Here is a 17,156-nt window from a genome sequence, read left to right as displayed (position 1 = left end):
CTAATCTGGATTCCTGTGTAGGTGCCTGGGCTCAGGCAACGCCGAGGGCGATGCGGCCCACCGCAAACACACTGACGATCATGCCGAGCACGGCGACGAACTTCACCGCGGTCTGCAGCACCAGGGCCAGCAGCGATTCGTGGATGTAGTCTTCCAGCACGACCTGCATGCCGAGCTGCGCGTGCCAGAACATGGCGATCAGCAGGCCGATCAGCGGCACTGCGTTCCACGGCTTGGCCACGGCGGCGGCGGCGGTCGCGTAGTCCGAGCCAAGCAGGCCCAGCACGAAGACCAGGAACCAGATGCCCAGCGCCACCAGGGCGGCGGCGGTCAGGCGCTGGTGCACGAAGTGCTCGGTGCCGGTCTTGGCCGAACCAAGGCCGCGCACACCCTTCAGCGGAGTACGGAACTTGCTCACGCGGCACCTCCGAACATCACATAGGCCCACACCAGCAGGGTGATCACCAGGCTGCCGGTGACCGACAGCCAGCTGCTGCGGATGAAGGCGGGGATGCTGAAGCCGATGGCGAAGTCCTGCACCACATGGCGGATGCCATTGCACAGGTGATAGGCGAACGACCATGTCCACGCGAACAGGAACACGCGGCCATACCAGGCCCCGGCATGGCCGGTGAAGCAGTTCCAGGAATCGGGCCCCATCATCAGGGCCAGCAGGCCGGCGGCGATGATGAGGGCACCAACAGACAGAAAGACGCCAGTGGCTCGATGCAGGATCGAGGTGGCCATCTGAATCTGCCAGCGATACACCTGAAGGTGCGGGGAAAGTGGGCGTTGTCTGGTCGCCATTCGCTGGGCTCGTTGTCTCGGCTGGGCGGCACACGGCCGCGTTGGCTCAATGCTGATCAGAAATCGATGCAGCGTCCGTTTTTCTCCCAATCGCCATACCGCACCGGATCAAGTCCGCCGCGGCCGCCGAATTCCTCTGCTTTTTCCTGTTCCACGGGCACGGGTGCCGCGGGGACCAGCGGGGCTTCAGATTCGTCGTCGGGAGTGGGGGTTGTTTGGCCTATCATTGTTGGTCTCGCAACGCACAAATTTTAGACCTCGTTCACGTGCCTGACAACCTGCCCCCTGCTTTCGTCGGATATCCGCGCCTGCCCGGCCACCAGTTGCTGAGCCTGCAGGGCCCGGATGCGGCCGTATTCGCCCATGCCCAGTTCAGTGGTGATGTCACTGCCCTGCCCCTGCTGCACTGGCAGTGGAGCGCCTGGCTGAGCGCCAAGGGCCGCACCCTGGCGGTGTTCCAGCTGCTTAGGCTGACCGAAGACCATGTGTTGCTGGTGTTGGCCGACGGCGACGCCGATGCGATTGCGTCGCAACTGCAGCGCTTCGTGTTCCGCCGCAAGGTGAAGGTGCTGGTGCGCAGCGATCTGGCCGTGGCCGGTGCGTTCACTGCTCCCGAGGCCGCCAGCGGCGCCGCCATTGCGCAGATCACAGGTGACGGCTGGGAGCTGGACCTCGGCAGCGACGCGCTGCCGCGCACCCTGCGCATTGGCGCGACCGAGGCCTTCGACGCCGGCAGCGAGGCCGATGAGGCCGCTTTCGCTCTTGCCTGGCGCCAGGCCGACCTGCGCTATGGCCTGCCGCGGCTGGAAGAAAGCCAGCGCGAGGTGTGGACGCCGCAGCAGCTGGGGCTGGACCGCCTGAATGGTTACAGCGTGAAGAAAGGCTGCTATCCGGGCCAGGAGATCGTTGCCCGCACCCACTTCCTCGGCAAGGCCAAGCGCGCGGTGCAGCTGCTGCATACCGCAGCACCGGCCCAGGCCGGTGATGGCGTGCAGCAGGACGGCGCGGTGCTGGGCACCATTGCCAGCGTGGCCGGCGAACTGGCGCTGGCGGTACTGCCGCTGGAAACCAGTGACGCTGAGCTGCAGGCGGGGGATGCCATCGCGCAGCGCGTGCCCTTGCTGGACGGATTGGCGCGCTGAACCCGGTGGATGAAGGAAGGTAGTGCCGGCCGCTGGCCGGCAACCACGCATGGTTGAGGTTGCCGGCCAGCGGCCGGCACTACCCCTTACAGGCGTTCGCCGCTTTCCGGGTTGAAGAAATGCAGGCCCTGCGGGTGGATCGCCACGCGGATGTCCTCACCCACGCGCGGCAGCGACTGCGGCGCCACGCGCATGGTCAGCGCATGCTGGCCGCTGCTCATGTTGACGAAGATCTCGTTGCCGACCGGTTCGATGCCCTCGATACGCGCGATGAATGCATGCGCATCATCAGCACTGGCCGGCTGCAGGTGCTCCGGACGCACACCCACTGCGATCGGCTTCTGCAGCCAGGCCGGATCAATCGTGGCCTGGCCCAGCGGAGCACGCCATTCACCATCGACCACGGTCACGCCACCAGCATCTCCCTCAAGGGTGCCACGCAGCACGTTCATCGCCGGGCTGCCGAGGAAACCGGCCACGAACAGGTTGGCCGGGCGGTCATACAGCGCCATCGGTGTATCGATCTGCTGGATGATGCCGTCCTTCAGCACCACGATGCGCTGGCCCAGGGTCATCGCTTCGACCTGGTCGTGCGTCACGTAGATCATGGTGGTGCCCAGCTTGCGGTGCAGCTGGGCGATCTCGGTGCGCACGCTGTGACGCAGCTTGGCATCGAGGTTGGACAGCGGCTCGTCGAGCAGGAACACCGCCGGTTCGCGCACCAGCGCACGGCCCAGCGCGACACGCTGGCGCTGGCCACCGGACATCGCCTTGGGCAGCTTGTCCATCATCTCGGTCAGGCCCAGCGTCTGCGCCGCCTCGCTGATGCGCTTGTCGATCGTGGCTTTGTCATGGCCACGCAGCTTCAGGCCGAAGGCCAGGTTCTCGGCCACGGTCATGTGCGGATACAGCGCGTAGCTCTGGAACACCATCGCGATGTCGCGATCCTTCGGCGCCACGTCGTTGACCACGCGATCGCCGATGGTCAGCGTGCCGCCGCTGATCTCCTCCAAGCCAGCCACCATCCGCAGCAGGGTCGACTTGCCACAGCCGGACGGACCGACCAGCACCATCAGCTCGCCATCGGCGACCTCGAAGGTGGCGTCCTTCACCGCGACCTGGCCGTTGTCGTAGACCTTGCGCACACCCTGCAACTGCACTTTTGCCATATCACCTATCCGGTCCGCCCGAAGCCGGGCTGTCTTTTGGGACTGCCTCGGCCCTCCCGATGGCAGTGATGATTGCGCGCCTGCCGCATGACGGCGAGCACTGCAATCGAATACAGTTGCCCATTCTGCCATGTAAACGTTTTCACGTGGCACTATCCGATGATCGGTGCGCACCGATCTGCGTCGGCGGTTGAACGAAGGTTCTGCCGAAGCAGTGGTTTCGAATGGAACGGTCTTCCGGAGCCCCGGAGAACGCCCCGGACGAACCTCGGACAGGCAGTTGCGCGGATGTCCCCCGAACCCAGCCATGAAGCGATTGACAACGATGTCACCCGGATCTGAAACTCGAGCGATGCACGACACCCTCTTCCTGTTCGGTGCCACAGGTGATCTGGCCCAGCGCTATCTGTTCCCTTCGCTGCTTCGCCTGCTTGGCGACGGCCTGCTGCCGGAGGACTTCCGCATCCGCGCACTGGCGTTGTCCGGGCATGACACCGAAGCCTTCCATGACATCCTGCGGCCACGCCTGCAGCAGGCCATGCCGATGGCCAGCCAGGACGACATCGCCGCGCTGCTGCGCCGCATCGACTACCGTTCGGTCGACCTGCGCGACGTCGACTCGGTCGCCGCTGCGGTCTCCGATCTGGTGCATCGCAAGTGCGTGAGCTACCTGGCCATTCCGCCGGGCCTGTACATCTCCACCTGCGAAGGCCTGGCCAAGGGCGGCGCCCTCGCCGCGCCGGCACGCCTGATGCTGGAGAAGCCGATCGGCAGCGACAGCGAAAGCGCCGAGGAAATCATCAGCACCATCGGCCAGTGGATCGACGAGGACCGTGTATTCCGCCTCGACCACTACCTGGGCAAGGCGGCGGTGCAGAACCTGATCGCGCTGCGCTTCGGCAACACGCTGCTGGAAGCGGTGTGGAACCGCAACTACATCGAGTCGGTGCACATCCTGGTGGCCGAGAGTGAAGGCGTGGACGGCCGCGATGCCTACTACGCCCGCTCCGGCGCGCTGCGCGACATGGTGCAGAGCCACATCCTGCAGCTGCTGTGCATGGTGGCGATGGAACCGCCGGCCTCGTTGGAAGCCGACCGCATCCGCGACGAGAAGGTCAAGGTGCTGCGCGCCCTGCGCCCGCTCGACGCGAAGCACGCCGCACGTGACAGCATCCGCGGCCGCTACACCGCCGGCACCATCAACGGCCAGCCGGCACAGGCCTACCAGCCGCCGGAAGGCAGCGACGTGGAGACCTTCGCCGGTGTCACCGCACATATCGACAACTGGCGCTGGAGCGGCGTGCCGTTCCACCTGGTCACCGGCAAGCGCCTGCCCGAGCGCACCACCCGCGTGGTGGTCACGCTGAAGCCGGTCACCCACTGGCTGTTCGAGCGCCCGCAGCGCGCGCAGGCCGCACCGAACCGGCTGGTGTTCCAGCTGCAGCCGCAGGAGAACATCGAGCTGGGCCTGATGAGCAGCCTGGCCGGCCCGGAATGGGGTGCGCTGGAACTGCACCCGCTGGAACTGGAACTGTCGGTGCCGACCGGCCTGCATCGCCGCATCGCCTACGAGCGCCTGTTCCTGGATGCCTTCAACGGCAACCACACGCTGTTCGTGCGCGACGACGAAGTGCGTGCGGCCTGGGCCTGGATCGACAGCGTGGCCGATGCCTGGAAGGAAGCGAAGCTGCCGCTGGAACCCTACCCCGCCGGCCAGTGGGGCCCGGACAACGCGACCGGCTTCCTGCCGCAGGGCGTGGATGCGCCGGACAGCGAGGCGTCGGCATGAGCGCCAGCTCACAGCCGGTGCTGGTCGCCGACATCGGTGGCACCAACGCCCGCTTCGCCCTGGCCGACACCTCGCTGGATGCGCCGCTGCAGAAAGACAGCATCCGTGAGTACGCAGTGGCGGAATTCCCATCGCTGGGTGATGCCGCCCGCCACCATCTCGAACAGATCGGCGCTACCGCCAGCCGGGGCGTGTTCGCGGTGGCCGGTCGTGTTGATGGTGACGAAGCACGGATCACCAACCATCCGTGGGTGATCTCGCGCAGCCGTACCGCGGCCATGCTCGGTTTCGACGAACTGCACCTGATCAACGACTTCGCCGCACAGGCGATGGCGATTTCACTGCTGCAGCCCGATGACGTGGTCCAGGTCGGTGGTGCCGCCTGGGTCCCCGGCAAGCCCGGCCAGCCGCGCAACTACGCGGTGATCGGTCCGGGTACGGGCCTGGGTGTCGGTGGCCTGATCCTGCGCCACGGCCGCTGCTACCCGCTGGAAACCGAAGGCGGCCATGTCAGCTTCCCGCCGGGAACTCCGGAGGAGATCCGCATCCTGGAGATCCTGTCCGAACAGTTCGGCCGCGTCTCCAACGAGCGCCTGATCTGTGGCCCCGGGCTGGTCAACATCCACCGCGCCGTGTGCGAGATGGCCGGCATCGACCCGGGCCAGCTGCAGCCGGTGGACGTGACCGCCCGTGCCCTGCATGGTGATCCGCAGGCGATGCGCACCGTGGACGTGTTCTGCGCCGTGTTCGGCGCCATCGCCGGTGACCTGGTGCTGACCCAGGGCGCCTGGGACGGCGTGTTCCTGACCGGCGGCCTGACCCCGAAGATGCTCGATTCGCTGCAGCACTCCGGCTTCCGCCAGCGCTTCGAGCACAAGGGCCGCTTCTCCTCGATCATGGCGCGGGTTCCCTCGTTGGCCGTGATGCACCCCCACGCCGGATTGCTGGGCGCCGCCGCCTATGCCGCCGACGCCGAACGTGACGCACCTGGAGTTGCCGCATGAGCCCCACTTTCCACGACGACCGCATCGAGTTCATCAACCACGGCGATGCCGATGGCTGGATCGAGGCGGTAGCCGCCGAGATGGCGCAGACCCTCAACCGTGACATCAACGAAGTGGGCCGCGCGCGCATCCTGTTGTCTGGCGGCACCACACCGGCCCCGGTGTACCAGGCACTGGCCGAGCTGGACGTGCTCTGGGACCGGGTGGAAGTGAGCCTGGCCGATGAGCGCTGGTTGTCGCCGCAGGATCGCGACAGCAATGCCTGGCTGGTGCGCGAGAATCTGCTCAAGCGCGCCGAGGGTGCGCATTTCGATCCGCTGGTGCGGATCGGCAAGCCGCTTCCGGAATGCGTGTACACCGCCAACCTGCAGGCGCAGCACAGCCAGCCGCCGAGCCTGGTGGCGCTGGGCATGGGCAACGACGGCCACACCGCCTCACTGTTCCCCGGCTCGAAGGACCTGGCCCGTGCACTGGAAAGCACCCTGCCCTATGCCGCGCTGGACGCCACCGGCTGTCCGGGTGCCAACCAGTGGCCGCTGCGCATCACCCTGACCCCGCATGGCCTGCGCCAGTGCCGCCAGCGCCTCTTGCTGCTGCGCGGCAAGCAGAAGCTGCAGGTGCTGCGCCAGGCGCTGGACAGCAACGATGCCCAGCAGTACCCGATCCTCAATGCGATCAACCTGGAAGGCGCGCGCCTGCGCGTCCACTGGGCTGATTGATGTTGGCGGCGGCGCTCTGCCGCCGCTTGCCTCTCGCCACCACGAACGCCGGTAGCCAATGAGCCTCCATCCGCAACTGCAAGCCATCACCGAACGTGTCATCCGCCGCAGCGCCGCCTCGCGCGCCGCCTATCTGGCCGCGATCGACGCCGCACTGCGCGATGGCCCGTTCCGCAGCCGCCTGAGCTGCGGCAACCTCGCCCACGGTTTCGCCGCCTGCGGCGGCACTGACAAGAGCCGCCTGCGCGGTGGCGTGACGCCGAACCTCGGCATCATCACCGCCTACAACGACATGCTGTCGGCGCACCAGCCATTCGAGACCTATCCCGATCAGATCCGCGCCATGGCCCGTGAGCTGGGCGCAACGGCACAGGTGGCCGGCGCGGTACCGGCGATGTGTGACGGCGTCACCCAGGGCCGCGGCGGCATGGAGCTGTCGCTGTTCTCGCGCGATGTAATCGCCCAGGCGACCGCGATCGGGCTCAGCCACGACATGTTCGACACCACCATCCATCTCGGCGTGTGCGACAAGATCGTGCCCGGCCTGCTGATCGGTGCGCTGGCCTTCGGCCACCTGCCGGCGGTGTTCGTGCCGGCCGGCCCGATGACGCCGGGCATTCCGAACAAGCAGAAGGCCGAAGTGCGCGAGCGCTACGCCGCCGGCGAGGCCACCCGCGAGGAACTGCTGGAAGCCGAATCGGCGTCCTACCACGGTGCGGGCACCTGCACCTTCTACGGCACCGCCAACTCCAACCAGGTGCTGCTGGAAGCGATGGGCGTGCAGCTGCCGGGCGCATCGTTCGTCAATCCGGACACGGCGCTGCGCGATGCTTTGACCCGCGAAGCCACCGAACGTGCGCTGGACATCACCGCACTGGGCGATGATTTCCGTCCGCTCGGCCGGATCATCGATGAGCGCGCGATCATCAATGCGGTCATTGCGTTGATGGCAACCGGTGGTTCGACCAACCACACCATCCACTGGATCGCGGTGGCACGCGCAGCTGGCATCGTGCTGACCTGGGACGACTTCGACGAGCTGTCGCAGCTGATTCCGCTTCTGGCCCGCGTTTACCCGAACGGCGAAGCCGATGTAAACCGCTTCGCCGCAGCAGGCGGCCCGGCCTTCGTGTTCGGCGAACTGATCAAGGCCGGCTTGATGCACGGCGACCTGGTCAGCGTGGCGCGCGGCGGCATGGCCGACTATGCGCGCGAACCGCAGTTGCGCGACGGCAAGCTGGTCTACCTGCCGGGGCTGGAACGCAGCGCCGACGAAGAGGTGGTGCGTGGTGTCGACAATCCGTTCGAACATCAGGGAGGCCTGCGCCTGTTGCGCGGCAACCTCGGCAAGTCACTGATCAAGCTGTCGGCAGTGAAGCCGCAGTACCGCACGATTGAAGCACCGGCGGTAGTGGTCGATGCGCCGCAGGTGCTGAACAAGCTGCACGCCGCGGGCATGCTGCCGGAGCATTTCGTGGCGGTGGTGCGCTACCAGGGCCCGCGCGCCAACGGCATGCCGGAACTGCATTCGCTGGCGCCGCTGCTGGGCCTGCTGCAGAACCAGGGCCGGCGCGTGGCGCTGGTCACCGACGGCCGCCTGTCCGGTGCCTCGGGCAAGATTCCGGCGGCGATCCATGTGACGCCGGAAGCCGCACGTGGTGGTCCGCTGGGCAAGGTACGCGAAGGCGACATGATCCGCCTTGATGGCGAGGCCGGCACGCTGGAAGTGCTGGTGGATGCGGCCGAATGGGCCGCACGTCCGCTGGCGCCGAACACGGCACCGGCAGCGCACGACCTGGGTCGCAACCTGTTCGCGATCAACCGTCGCGTGGTGGGGCCGGCCGACCAGGGTGCGATTTCAATTTCGTGCGGGCCGGCGGCGGCCGATGGTGGGCCGTGGGACTACGATGCGGAGTACGAGCTGGGGCACGATGCGGCGGCGGCGGCGGCACCGCATGAGGCGAAAGACGCCTGAAGCGAAAAGCCGCGGCAGGCTTCCCGGCTTGGGCAGTAGAGCGCCCTGGCCGGGACACGCCGTAAACCCATCCATGGGGGCTCGATCGCGGCATCCATGCCGCTCACGGTCCCGGCCAGGGCGCTCTACTGCCCTTGGACAACTCCCGGCGCGTCATTTGCGCTGCGGCCACTGAATCAAGAAGAGCAAAGGCAAGGGCAAAAGCATGGGTATCGAACAACATCAGGTGAAGGCGGCGGAGTTGCTGCATGCGGCGGGCATCCTGCCGGTGGTGACGATTCATACGCTGGACCAGGCGCGTGCGGTCAGTGCGGCGTTGCTGGAAGGTGGCCTGCCGGCGATCGAGTTGACGCTGCGTACGCCGGTGGCGATGGAAGCGCTGGCGATGCTCAAGCGTGAGCTGCCGGACGTGGTGGTGGGTGCCGGTACGGTGCTGACCGTGGAGCAGATGCAGCAGTCGATCGATGCGGGTGCGGACTTCCTGGTGACGCCGGGTACGCCACCGGCACTGGCCGATGCACTGGCGGCGGCACCGCTGCCGGTAGTGCCGGGTGCGGCGACGCCCACCGAGCTGCTGTCCCTGTACGCGCGCGGCTTCCGCGTGTGCAAGCTGTTCCCGGCCACTGCCGTGGGTGGGCTGGCGATGATCAAGGGCCTGGCCGGCCCGGTCGCCGACCTCAAGCTGTGCCCGACCGGTGGCATCACCGAAAACACCGCCGCCGAATACCTTGAGCAGAAGAACGTGGTCTGCATCGGCGGTTCGTGGATGGTGCCGGGCAACTGGATCGCCGACGGCGAATGGGACAAGGTGCGCGCCAGCGCCGCCGACGCCGCGAAGATCATCCAGCGCGTGCGCGGTCACTGAGCACATCAAGATGTAGAGCCGAGCCCGCGCTCGGCTCCGGCATCATCAGGGGTCAGAGCCCTTTCCCACCGGGAAAGGGATCCGACCCCGGGCAACGAGCGCGCAAAGCGCGCGACCCGCTCCTGCTCTTCCTTCTTCATTCCGCGGTGGCGGCGCACGGAAACTGTCCGTGGCCCTGCGGAGGGATTGCGCAGGGGCGTAAGCGCCATGGATGGCGCGCCCGAGCCTCCAGGGATGGATTCACGGCGTCCCCTGCGCAATCCCTCCGCAGGGCCAACCCCACGAATCCTGCCGCACACCGCGAGGGGCTCAGCCGTTGGCCGAAAACCCTTACAGCGGCCGCGCCGGATCCACCAGCCCATACTGGCTGGCCATCCGCGCCAACGCGATGTTGTCGCTGATCCCCATCTTCTCGAACAACCGCGCCTTATGCGTGTTCACCGTCTTCGCACTCAGGCTCAAGCGCCGCGCGATGTCTTCCTGGCGCAGGCCCTGGGTCAGCAGCAGCGCCACTTCCAGCTCGCGCGGTGACAGGCTGTCGAACGGCGAACCGTTGCCCTCCACCGTCGACAACGCCAGGTTCTGCGCGATGCTGGTGCCCAGGTAGCGGCGGCCACCGGCCACGTCGCGCACCGCACGCAGCAGCTCCTGCGCATCGCAGCCCTTGCCGATGTACCCGGCAGCGCCGGCTTCCAGCAGGCGCTTCGGCAGCGGGCCGTCCTCCAGCACCGATACGATCACCACGCGGGTGTTGCGGTGGCTGCGGACGATGCGCTCGGTCACTTCCATGCCGCTTACGCCCGGCAGGTGCAGATCGCACAACACCACGTCCGGCAGCAGCTGGCGGACTTCACGCAGCGCGTCTTCACCGGTCTCGGCTTCGCCCACCACCTCGATGTCGGTTTCCCCCGACAGAATCATCTTCATCCCGGTGCGGACCAGCGCGTGGTCATCCACCAGGTAGACTCGAATCGTCATTCACGTACCTCTTCGAATGCGGCCATTGCAGGTCAAGCTAGGCAGGGTGCCGATACCCTGCAAGCGCGTCCGGAATGCGGCGCCGGCGATCTGCCTTGCGCATCACATTACCGCGCGTTGTGCTTGCCCCCTGTCTTGCAGAACCTGCTGCAACGAAACAACTAATCTATTACGTAGACGCCCCGGAGGAGCCATCCACGTCAATCCCCCTGTGATGATGCTTCGCTGGCCTTCGCTGGCGGCGAGCCGTGACGTCGCCATGGGTGCCGGCGACTGAACATGACCAGATAGCACCCTACCACCCAAACCAGCGCGGCACACCATCCGGCCAGGATGTCGGAGGGGTAATGCACCCCCAGGTAGACCCGCGACACGCTGACCAGCAGGCTGAACGCCGGTGCCAGCAGCAGCACCGGCCAGCGCCAGCGGGTGTTCCAGGCCAGCAGCACCAGGGTTACCGCGAGGGTCATCGAGCCCATCGCATGGCCGCTGGGGAAGCTGAACGTCGATTCCGGCGCGATCGATTCCCACAGGCTGGGCCGCTGGCGCTGGAAGAAGTGCTTGCTGCCCATGTTCAACAGTGCCGAGCCAACGAAGCTGACCGCCACGAAGGTGGCCTCGCGCCAGCGCCGGTAACCCAGCAGCACGCCGATGATCAGCACGTCGGCCGGAATCAGGAACCACTCGTAGCCCAGCTTGGAGATGAGCACGAAGAAGCGGTCCAGCAGCGGCGAATGCAGGCCATGCATCTGCCACAGCAGGGGCGCGTCGAAATGGAACGATTCAAACTCGTGCACCTCGTCGGCCAGAGCGACAAAGCCTGCCAACGGCAGCAGCACCCCACCGAACAGCAGGAGCAGGCGCCAGGCATTGCTCGCCATCCAGTGGCGGAAACCGGAGGCAGACTCCGGTGCAGCGAGGATCGCAGGCTTATCCGGCGTTTCGGACATAGGTGCGTTCGACGTAGTCGTCGATCAGGGCGACGAAGTCCTGGGCGATGTTCTCGCCGCGCAGGGTCACCTTCTTTTCGCCATCGACGAATACGGGCGCAGCCGGGGTTTCACCGGTGCCCGGCAACGAAATACCGATGTTGGCGTGCCGCGACTCGCCCGGCCCGTTGACGATGCACCCCATCACCGCCAGGGTCATGTTCTCCGCACCCGGGTGCTGGATCTTCCACATCGGCATCTTTTCGCGCACATGGCTCTGCACCACCTTGGCCAGCTCCTGGAAGAACTCGGAGGTGGTACGGCCACAGCCCGGGCAGGCCGTGACCAATGGCGTGAAGGCGCGCTGGCCGGTGGTCTGCAGCAGTTCCTGGGCGACGATCACTTCCTGCGTACGCGACTGGCCCGGCTCCGGGGTCAGCGAAATGCGGATGGTGTCGCCGATGCCTTCCTGCAGCAGCACGCTCAGCGCGGCCGACGAGGCGACGATGCCCTTGCTGCCGATGCCGGCCTCGGTCAGGCCCAGATGCAGGGCGAAATCCGAACGCTGGGCCAGGTCGCGGTACACCGCGATCAGTTCCTGCACGCCGCTGACCTTGGCCGACAGGATGATGCGATCGCGCGGCAGGCCGATCTCCACGGCCTGCTCTGCCGAATCCAGCGCCGAACGGATCAGCGCCTCGCGCAGCACGCGGCCGGCGTCCCAGGGCTGTTCACGGTGGTTGTTCTCGTCCATCAGCTTCGCCGCCAGGGCCTGGTCCAGCGAGCCCCAGTTGGCACCGATGCGCACCGGCTTGTTGTAGCGGATCGCGAACTCGATCAGCTGCGCGAACTGCAGGTCCTTCTTCTTGCCGAAGCCGACGTTGCCCGGGTTGATGCGGTACTTGGCCAGCGCTTCGGCACAGGCCGGTTCGGCCGTCAGCAGCTGGTGGCCGTTGTAATGGAAGTCACCGATCAGCGGCACATCGATGCCCATCATCGCCAGCTTGTCGACGATGCGCGGGATCGCGGCGGCCGCTTCAACGGTGTTGACGGTCAACCGCACCATCTCCGAGCCAGCCCGCCACAGCTCGGCCACCTGCTTCACGCTGGAGGCCACATCGCTGGTGTCGGTATTGGTCATCGACTGCACCACCACCGGCTTGCCACCGCCTACGGTAACCCCGCCGATCTGGACGGCATGGGTCTGGCGGCGCGGCCAGGAGGTGGCATCGGAGGGCGGAGTCGGGCGGGTGACGGCGTCGTGCATGGGCGCATTCTACCGCCCGCCCCCGCATTCGGGGTGACTCGCATTCAGCCGCCGGCACGGCTGCGGCCGATTGTCGCAGGCACGTCCACGCGTGAACGCATACGATGAGCGTGAATGACCGGTCCCGACGCCCCGTTTCTCCGAACCCTGTGCAGCCTGCGCTGGCTTGCCGTAGGTGGCCAGGCCGCCACGATCCTGGTCGCCACCTGGGTGCTGGGCCTGCCGTTGCCGCAGCTGCCGCTGTGGGCCGGCGTGGCCGTACTGACCCTGTTCAATATCTATACCCAGCTGCGCCCGGAAGCGGCCGACACAGCGCCGCTGACCGCATTCGGTCACATCCTGGTGGACGTGATCATCCTGACCTGGATGGTGGGCTGGAGCGGCGGCATGGCCAACCCGTTCAGCTCGCTGTTCCTGATCCTGATCGCGCTGGCCGCGTTCGCCCTGCCCCTGCGCTGGGCGCTGGCGGTGGCACTGGCCTGCCTGCTCGGCTATGCCGCCAGCGGCATTTTCGGGCAGCCGTTGCCGGACGGTTATTTCCGCGGGCAGGACCTCAACCGCTGGGGCGTGGTCGCCAATTTCCTGATTTCCGCTGCGGTCGTGCTGACCTTCTCCACCCGCCTGGCGTTGGCGCTGCGCCAGCGTGAGCTTGAACTGTCGGCACTGCGCGAGCGCTTCGCCCGCAACGAGGGCATCGTCGCTCTGGCCACCCATGCAGCCTCGGTGGCGCATGAACTGAACACGCCGCTGGCGACCATGACCCTGCTCGCCGATGACGTCGCCGAGCGCAGCGAAGAGCCGGAAGTACGCGAAGACATGGAAACCCTGCGCGAGCTGCTGGTGCAGTGCCGTGAACGGGTGCTGGCGCTGGCCGCGCCGGCCTCGGCCGATGCACCGGGACGCAGCCATTCCAGCGCCCAGCAGGTGCTGGAGCAGTGGCGTTTGGTGCGCCCGACCATCGACCTGCATCGCAACGACGATGCGCCGTTGCGGCTGCCGCTGGATCCGGGCGTGGGCCATCTGCTGATGGTCCTGCTCAACAATGCCGCCGATGCCGGCGAACAGGCCGGCCGGCCGCGCGTGGACCTGGACCTGCGCATCGAAGGCGACGACCTGATCGGCGAAGTCCGCGACTACGGCCATGGCTTCGACGCCCGTGCCGCCGTCCTGCCGGGCAAGCTGTTCGGCAGCAGCAAGAGCGAGGGCATGGGCGTCGGCCTGGCCCTGTCCCATGCCACCATCGAACGCCTCGACGGCGAGATGTGGATGCGCCCGGCCCAGGGGGCCGGCAGCCGCGTCGGCTTCCGCCTGCCGCTGGCCCCACGTGAGGACACCCCATGAGCATTCACCATTCCACCCTGGGCCTGCTGGTCGACGACGACGAGCTGTACCTTCGTACGCTGCAGCGCAGCCTGGCCCGCAAGGGGCTGGAAACGCAGACCGCGCAGGACGCCGCCAGTGCACTGGCGCTGGCCCGCCAGCATCCGCCGGCGTTCGCGCTGATCGACCTGAAACTGGGCAGCGATTCCGGCCTGGCCCTGATCCAGCCATTGCGCGCCCTGCGCGCGGACATGCGGATCCTGCTGGTGACCGGCTACGCCAGCATCGCCACCGCGGTGGAGGCGATCAAGCTCGGTGCCGACGACTACCTGCCGAAGCCGGCCACGGTGCCAATGATCCTGCGCGCACTCGGCGAGGAAGACGATGGTCCGGCCGACGATGGCGAAATGGAAGTGCCCGATGCGATGACGCCGATCAGCCGCCTGCAGTGGGAACACATCCAGCAGGCGATGCACGAGACCGGCGGCAATGTGTCGGCGGCCGCGCGCCTGCTGGGCATGCACCGGCGTTCGTTGCAGCGCAAGCTGGCCAAGCGGCCGAGCCCGGAACGCGACCCGAGCCGGTGATGCGTCGTCGTATTCGCCGGGCATGGCCCGGCGCTACCGGCATAACGAAGGGTAGCGCCGGGCCATGCCCGGCGGCATTCCCCGCCCGCGTCAGCCCTTCAGCTGCGCCAGGATCTCGCGGGTCATTGGATCGGCAACCGTCACGTCCTCGCCCTGCAGCGCCGGCAGCAGGCCACTTGCCAGCTGTTTGCCCAGCTCGACACCGAACTGGTCGAAGGCATTGATGTTCCAGATCACCGACTGCACGTACACCGCGTGTTCGTACATCGCGATCAGCGCACCCAGCGCCTGCGGGGTCAGCGCGTCGAGCAGGATCAGCGTGCTTGGGCGGCCGCCCGGGTAATCGCGATGCGGATCGTCGCTGCCCTGGCCATTGGCCAGCGCCTCGGTCTGCGCCAGCAGGTTGGCCAGCAGTGCCTGGTGATTGATCGTGTACGGATCATCGTTGTGCACGCAGCCGATGAAGTCGGCCGGAACGATGCTGGTGCCCTGGTGCAGCGCCTGGAAGAAGCTGTGCTGCACGTCGGTGCCTGCCCCGCCCCACCACACCGGCACGGTATCGGTGGTGACCGGCTGGCCGTCACGCTGCACGCGCTTGCCCAGGCTTTCCATCACCAGCTGCTGCAGGTAGGCCGGCAGCAGCGCCAGGCGCTGGTCGTAGGTCATCACCGCATGCGTGGCATGGCCCAGCAGGTTGCGGTTCCAGATGTCGGTCAGGGCGTGCAGCACCGGCAGGTTGCGCTCCAGCGGTGCATCCAGTGCGTGCGCATCCATCTGCGCCGCGCCTTCCAGCAGCTGTTCGAATCGCTCGAAACCGATCGCCAGCGCGATCGGGAAACCAACCGCCGACCACAGCGAATAGCGGCCACCGACCCAGTCCCACATCGGCAGCACGCGATCGGCGGCGATGGCAAAGGCTTTGGCCGCACGTTCCGGATTGGCGCTGACTGCGTACAGGCGCTCGCTGCCACCCAGCCAGTCGTGCAGGATCTGGCCGTTGAGCAGGGTTTCCTGCGTGCCGAAGGTCTTTGAGATGAGGATGCCGGCGGTCTTCGCCGGATCCAACGTGGCCAGTGTGCGCTGCATGGCGGCGCCGTCCACGTTCGACACGAAATGCACGCGCAGGCGCGCACCGGTGACCGGACGCAGCGCATCAGCGACCAGCCGCGGACCGAGATCGGAACCGCCGATACCAACGCTGACCACATCGGTGACGCCGCTGTCTTCCAGCGCACGTACCAGCACGCCCATGCGCTGGCGGATGTCGCGCGCGGCGGCATAGGCCTCGGCCGCCACCGGCGCATCGACCACATCGCCACGCAGCGCGGTATGCAGTGCGGCGCGGCCTTCGGTCAGGTTGACCTGTTCGCCACGGAACAGGCGGGTGATGGCAGCGCCGACATCACGCTCGGCAGCCAGCGCCAGCAACGCCTGCAACGCCGCGGCATCGTACTTCTGCCGGGCGAAATTGACATACAACGGACCAACCCGCAGCGCCAGCTCCTGTACACGGCCGGGTTCGGCGGCGAGCAGGCCGGGAATGCTTGCGCCCTTCAGGCGCTGGGCGTGGGAATGCAGCGAGTCGAATCCGTTGTTCGTTGTCATGCGGCCTGTGTCGGGATCGTGTCGTTGGTGTGGGAGATCTGGTTGTTGCCATCAACGTACACCAGCTTCGGCTTGAAGCTGTCAGCTTCCTGCTCGGTCATGCTGGCAAACGCGGCGATGATGATGATGTCACCGACCTGCACGTGGCGCGCGGCACCACCGTTGAGCGAGACAACGCCACTGCCGGCTTCGGCGCGGATGGCATAGGTCGAGAAGCGCGCACCGTTGGTCACGTCCCAGATGTGCACCTGCTCGAACTCGCGGATGCCGGTGGCAGCCAGCAGGTTGTCATCGATGGCGATCGAGCCTTCGTAGTTCAGCTCGGAATGGGTGACGGTGGCGCGGTGGATCTTGGTCTTGAGCAGGGACAGGTGCATGGGGGCGCTGCAACGGCAAAGGAAAGAGCGGATTCTAGCACCCGCTTGGCTGTCGTCAGGGGCCTGCGGCAGGACGCTGAAGGCCGTTCAGGCGCGCTCGCCCGGCGGGACTGCCGGGACAGCGCCGGAAGTGCCGTGCAGCGACAGGCGGAACACCGTGTGGAAGGCCAGGCCGGCGACCACGCCGAAGCCCCCTGCTGCCAGCACCGTCAGGCCGTAGCTGATCACGTCGAAGGTGTCGACATAGCGCAGGCGCTGCAGCAGCGGGCCGCTATCCGCGCCCGGCCAGGCGCACGTGGCCATGGCCAACGCCCCCAGCCCAAACCCGACCAGGACGAACCCGATCCGGCGCAGGCGCTGCTGAGACTGCAGGATCAGCGCCATCGGCAGCAGCACGGCGATGGCGTTGCAGGCGGCCAGCACGAACATCAACCCACCGCCGGTGAGCGCGGGCACCGGTGTGCGCCGGAATTCGAGCGCAAACAACAGGCCGCCAAACAGCTGGGCCGGCAGCATGCCGGCCGCCAGCACCGCCAGGATCGAGGCCTGGGCAAGGCGGCCGGTATCAGTGGTTGGGGTGTTCATTTCCGATCTCCCGTCCGTGGGAAGGTGAAAGGCGCCCA

Annotated in this window: 18 protein-coding genes; 8 read left to right on the top strand and 10 right to left on the bottom strand. The window is 67.0% G+C overall.

Annotated features, from left to right (window positions below):
- Positions 1-31: 31 nt before the first annotated feature.
- From sdhD to ACZK2G_RS08370, 3 genes are read right to left on the bottom strand one after another with little or no spacing between them, the layout of a single operon-like run.
- Positions 32-418 carry a succinate dehydrogenase, hydrophobic membrane anchor protein gene (gene sdhD, locus ACZK2G_RS08380; RefSeq protein WP_004153152.1) on the bottom strand — a complete coding sequence of 129 codons (387 nt, stop codon included), beginning with the start codon at positions 416-418 and terminating at the stop codon, positions 32-34.
- Entirely contained in the window at positions 415-807 is a 393-nt protein-coding gene (sdhC, locus tag ACZK2G_RS08375) for a succinate dehydrogenase, cytochrome b556 subunit (protein WP_136638819.1), read from the bottom strand. The genes sdhD and sdhC overlap by 4 nt, the downstream gene beginning before the upstream one ends.
- A 56-nt stretch (positions 808-863) precedes the next feature.
- On the bottom strand, positions 864-1,034 hold the full coding sequence (locus tag ACZK2G_RS08370; protein ID WP_005409075.1) for a DUF1674 domain-containing protein: 171 nt from the start codon (positions 1,032-1,034) through the stop codon (positions 864-866).
- 39 nt (positions 1,035-1,073) lie between these two features.
- Between ACZK2G_RS08370 and ygfZ the strand changes: the two genes are divergently transcribed.
- Entirely contained in the window at positions 1,074-1,949 is an 876-nt protein-coding gene (gene ygfZ / locus ACZK2G_RS08365; protein ID WP_136638820.1) for a CAF17-like 4Fe-4S cluster assembly/insertion protein YgfZ, read from the top strand.
- An 86-nt stretch (positions 1,950-2,035) separates the two neighbouring features.
- On the opposite strand, the gene ACZK2G_RS08360 is transcribed toward ygfZ, so the two are convergent.
- Positions 2,036-3,118 (bottom strand): ABC transporter ATP-binding protein, encoded by a 1,083-nt coding sequence (locus tag ACZK2G_RS08360; RefSeq protein ID WP_478475190.1) that lies wholly within the window; start codon positions 3,116-3,118, stop codon positions 2,036-2,038.
- Between the two features lie 352 nt (positions 3,119-3,470).
- Here ACZK2G_RS08360 and zwf point away from each other — a divergent pair, with 352 nt between their 5' ends.
- From zwf to eda, 5 genes are all read left to right on the top strand, one after another.
- Positions 3,471-4,907, top strand: coding sequence for a glucose-6-phosphate dehydrogenase (gene zwf / locus ACZK2G_RS08355; protein WP_136638822.1), 1,437 nt, complete (start codon positions 3,471-3,473; stop codon positions 4,905-4,907).
- Positions 4,904-5,911 (top strand): glucokinase, encoded by a 1,008-nt coding sequence (gene glk, locus ACZK2G_RS08350; protein ID WP_049447609.1) that lies wholly within the window; start codon positions 4,904-4,906, stop codon positions 5,909-5,911. Before zwf ends, glk begins: the two co-directional genes overlap by 4 nt.
- Positions 5,908-6,630, top strand: a complete 723-nt coding sequence (gene pgl, locus ACZK2G_RS08345; protein ID WP_478475187.1) for a 6-phosphogluconolactonase — start codon at positions 5,908-5,910, stop codon at positions 6,628-6,630. Before glk ends, pgl begins: the two co-directional genes overlap by 4 nt.
- 58 nt (positions 6,631-6,688) lie before the next feature.
- On the top strand, positions 6,689-8,605 hold the full coding sequence (gene edd / locus ACZK2G_RS08340; protein ID WP_253078905.1) for a phosphogluconate dehydratase: 1,917 nt from the start codon (positions 6,689-6,691) through the stop codon (positions 8,603-8,605).
- A 205-nt stretch (positions 8,606-8,810) separates the two neighbouring features.
- Positions 8,811-9,470 (top strand): bifunctional 4-hydroxy-2-oxoglutarate aldolase/2-dehydro-3-deoxy-phosphogluconate aldolase, encoded by a 660-nt coding sequence (eda, locus tag ACZK2G_RS08335; protein WP_049434194.1) that lies wholly within the window; start codon positions 8,811-8,813, stop codon positions 9,468-9,470.
- A gap of 330 nt (positions 9,471-9,800) precedes the next feature.
- Here the strand turns inward: eda and ACZK2G_RS08330 are convergent, their stop codons facing one another.
- The 3 genes from ACZK2G_RS08330 to ispG form a co-directional block, all read right to left on the bottom strand.
- On the bottom strand, positions 9,801-10,448 hold the full coding sequence (locus ACZK2G_RS08330; RefSeq protein WP_136638826.1) for a response regulator: 648 nt from the start codon (positions 10,446-10,448) through the stop codon (positions 9,801-9,803).
- Positions 10,449-10,648: 200 nt separating this feature from the next.
- A complete protein-coding gene (locus tag ACZK2G_RS08325) occupies positions 10,649-11,398 on the bottom strand; it encodes a phosphatase PAP2 family protein (protein ID WP_004153111.1) in 750 nt (249 codons plus the stop codon).
- Positions 11,379-12,644, bottom strand: coding sequence for a flavodoxin-dependent (E)-4-hydroxy-3-methylbut-2-enyl-diphosphate synthase (ispG, locus tag ACZK2G_RS08320; protein ID WP_253078906.1), 1,266 nt, complete (start codon positions 12,642-12,644; stop codon positions 11,379-11,381). The genes ACZK2G_RS08325 and ispG overlap by 20 nt, the downstream gene beginning before the upstream one ends.
- A 114-nt stretch (positions 12,645-12,758) precedes the next feature.
- On the opposite strand from ispG, the gene ACZK2G_RS08315 reads away from it, so the two are divergent.
- Both ACZK2G_RS08315 and ACZK2G_RS08310 read left to right on the top strand, forming a co-directional pair.
- Positions 12,759-13,985, top strand: a complete 1,227-nt coding sequence (locus ACZK2G_RS08315; RefSeq protein ID WP_295377985.1) for an ATP-binding protein — start codon at positions 12,759-12,761, stop codon at positions 13,983-13,985.
- Positions 13,982-14,551, top strand: a complete 570-nt coding sequence (locus tag ACZK2G_RS08310; protein WP_046986022.1) for a response regulator transcription factor — start codon at positions 13,982-13,984, stop codon at positions 14,549-14,551. The genes ACZK2G_RS08315 and ACZK2G_RS08310 overlap by 4 nt, the downstream gene beginning before the upstream one ends.
- 90 nt (positions 14,552-14,641) lie before the next feature.
- Here ACZK2G_RS08310 and pgi read toward each other — a convergent pair whose 3' ends face one another.
- The 3 genes from pgi to ACZK2G_RS08295 all read right to left on the bottom strand — a co-directional run bounded on the left by pgi (position 14,642) and on the right by ACZK2G_RS08295 (position 17,118).
- Positions 14,642-16,156, bottom strand: coding sequence for a glucose-6-phosphate isomerase (pgi, locus tag ACZK2G_RS08305; protein WP_478475182.1), 1,515 nt, complete (start codon positions 16,154-16,156; stop codon positions 14,642-14,644).
- Positions 16,153-16,533, bottom strand: coding sequence for an aspartate 1-decarboxylase (panD, locus tag ACZK2G_RS08300; RefSeq protein WP_004153087.1), 381 nt, complete (start codon positions 16,531-16,533; stop codon positions 16,153-16,155). Before panD ends, pgi begins: the two co-directional genes overlap by 4 nt.
- 87 nt (positions 16,534-16,620) lie before the next feature.
- On the bottom strand, positions 16,621-17,118 hold the full coding sequence (locus ACZK2G_RS08295; protein WP_136638828.1) for a hypothetical protein: 498 nt from the start codon (positions 17,116-17,118) through the stop codon (positions 16,621-16,623).
- Positions 17,119-17,156: the final 38 nt, after the last annotated feature.

This window comes from Stenotrophomonas sp. 107298_Sma (assembly GCF_056480345.1).
Note: the sequence above shows the minus strand (reverse complement) of the source record. Positions and strands in the feature narration are given on the sequence as shown.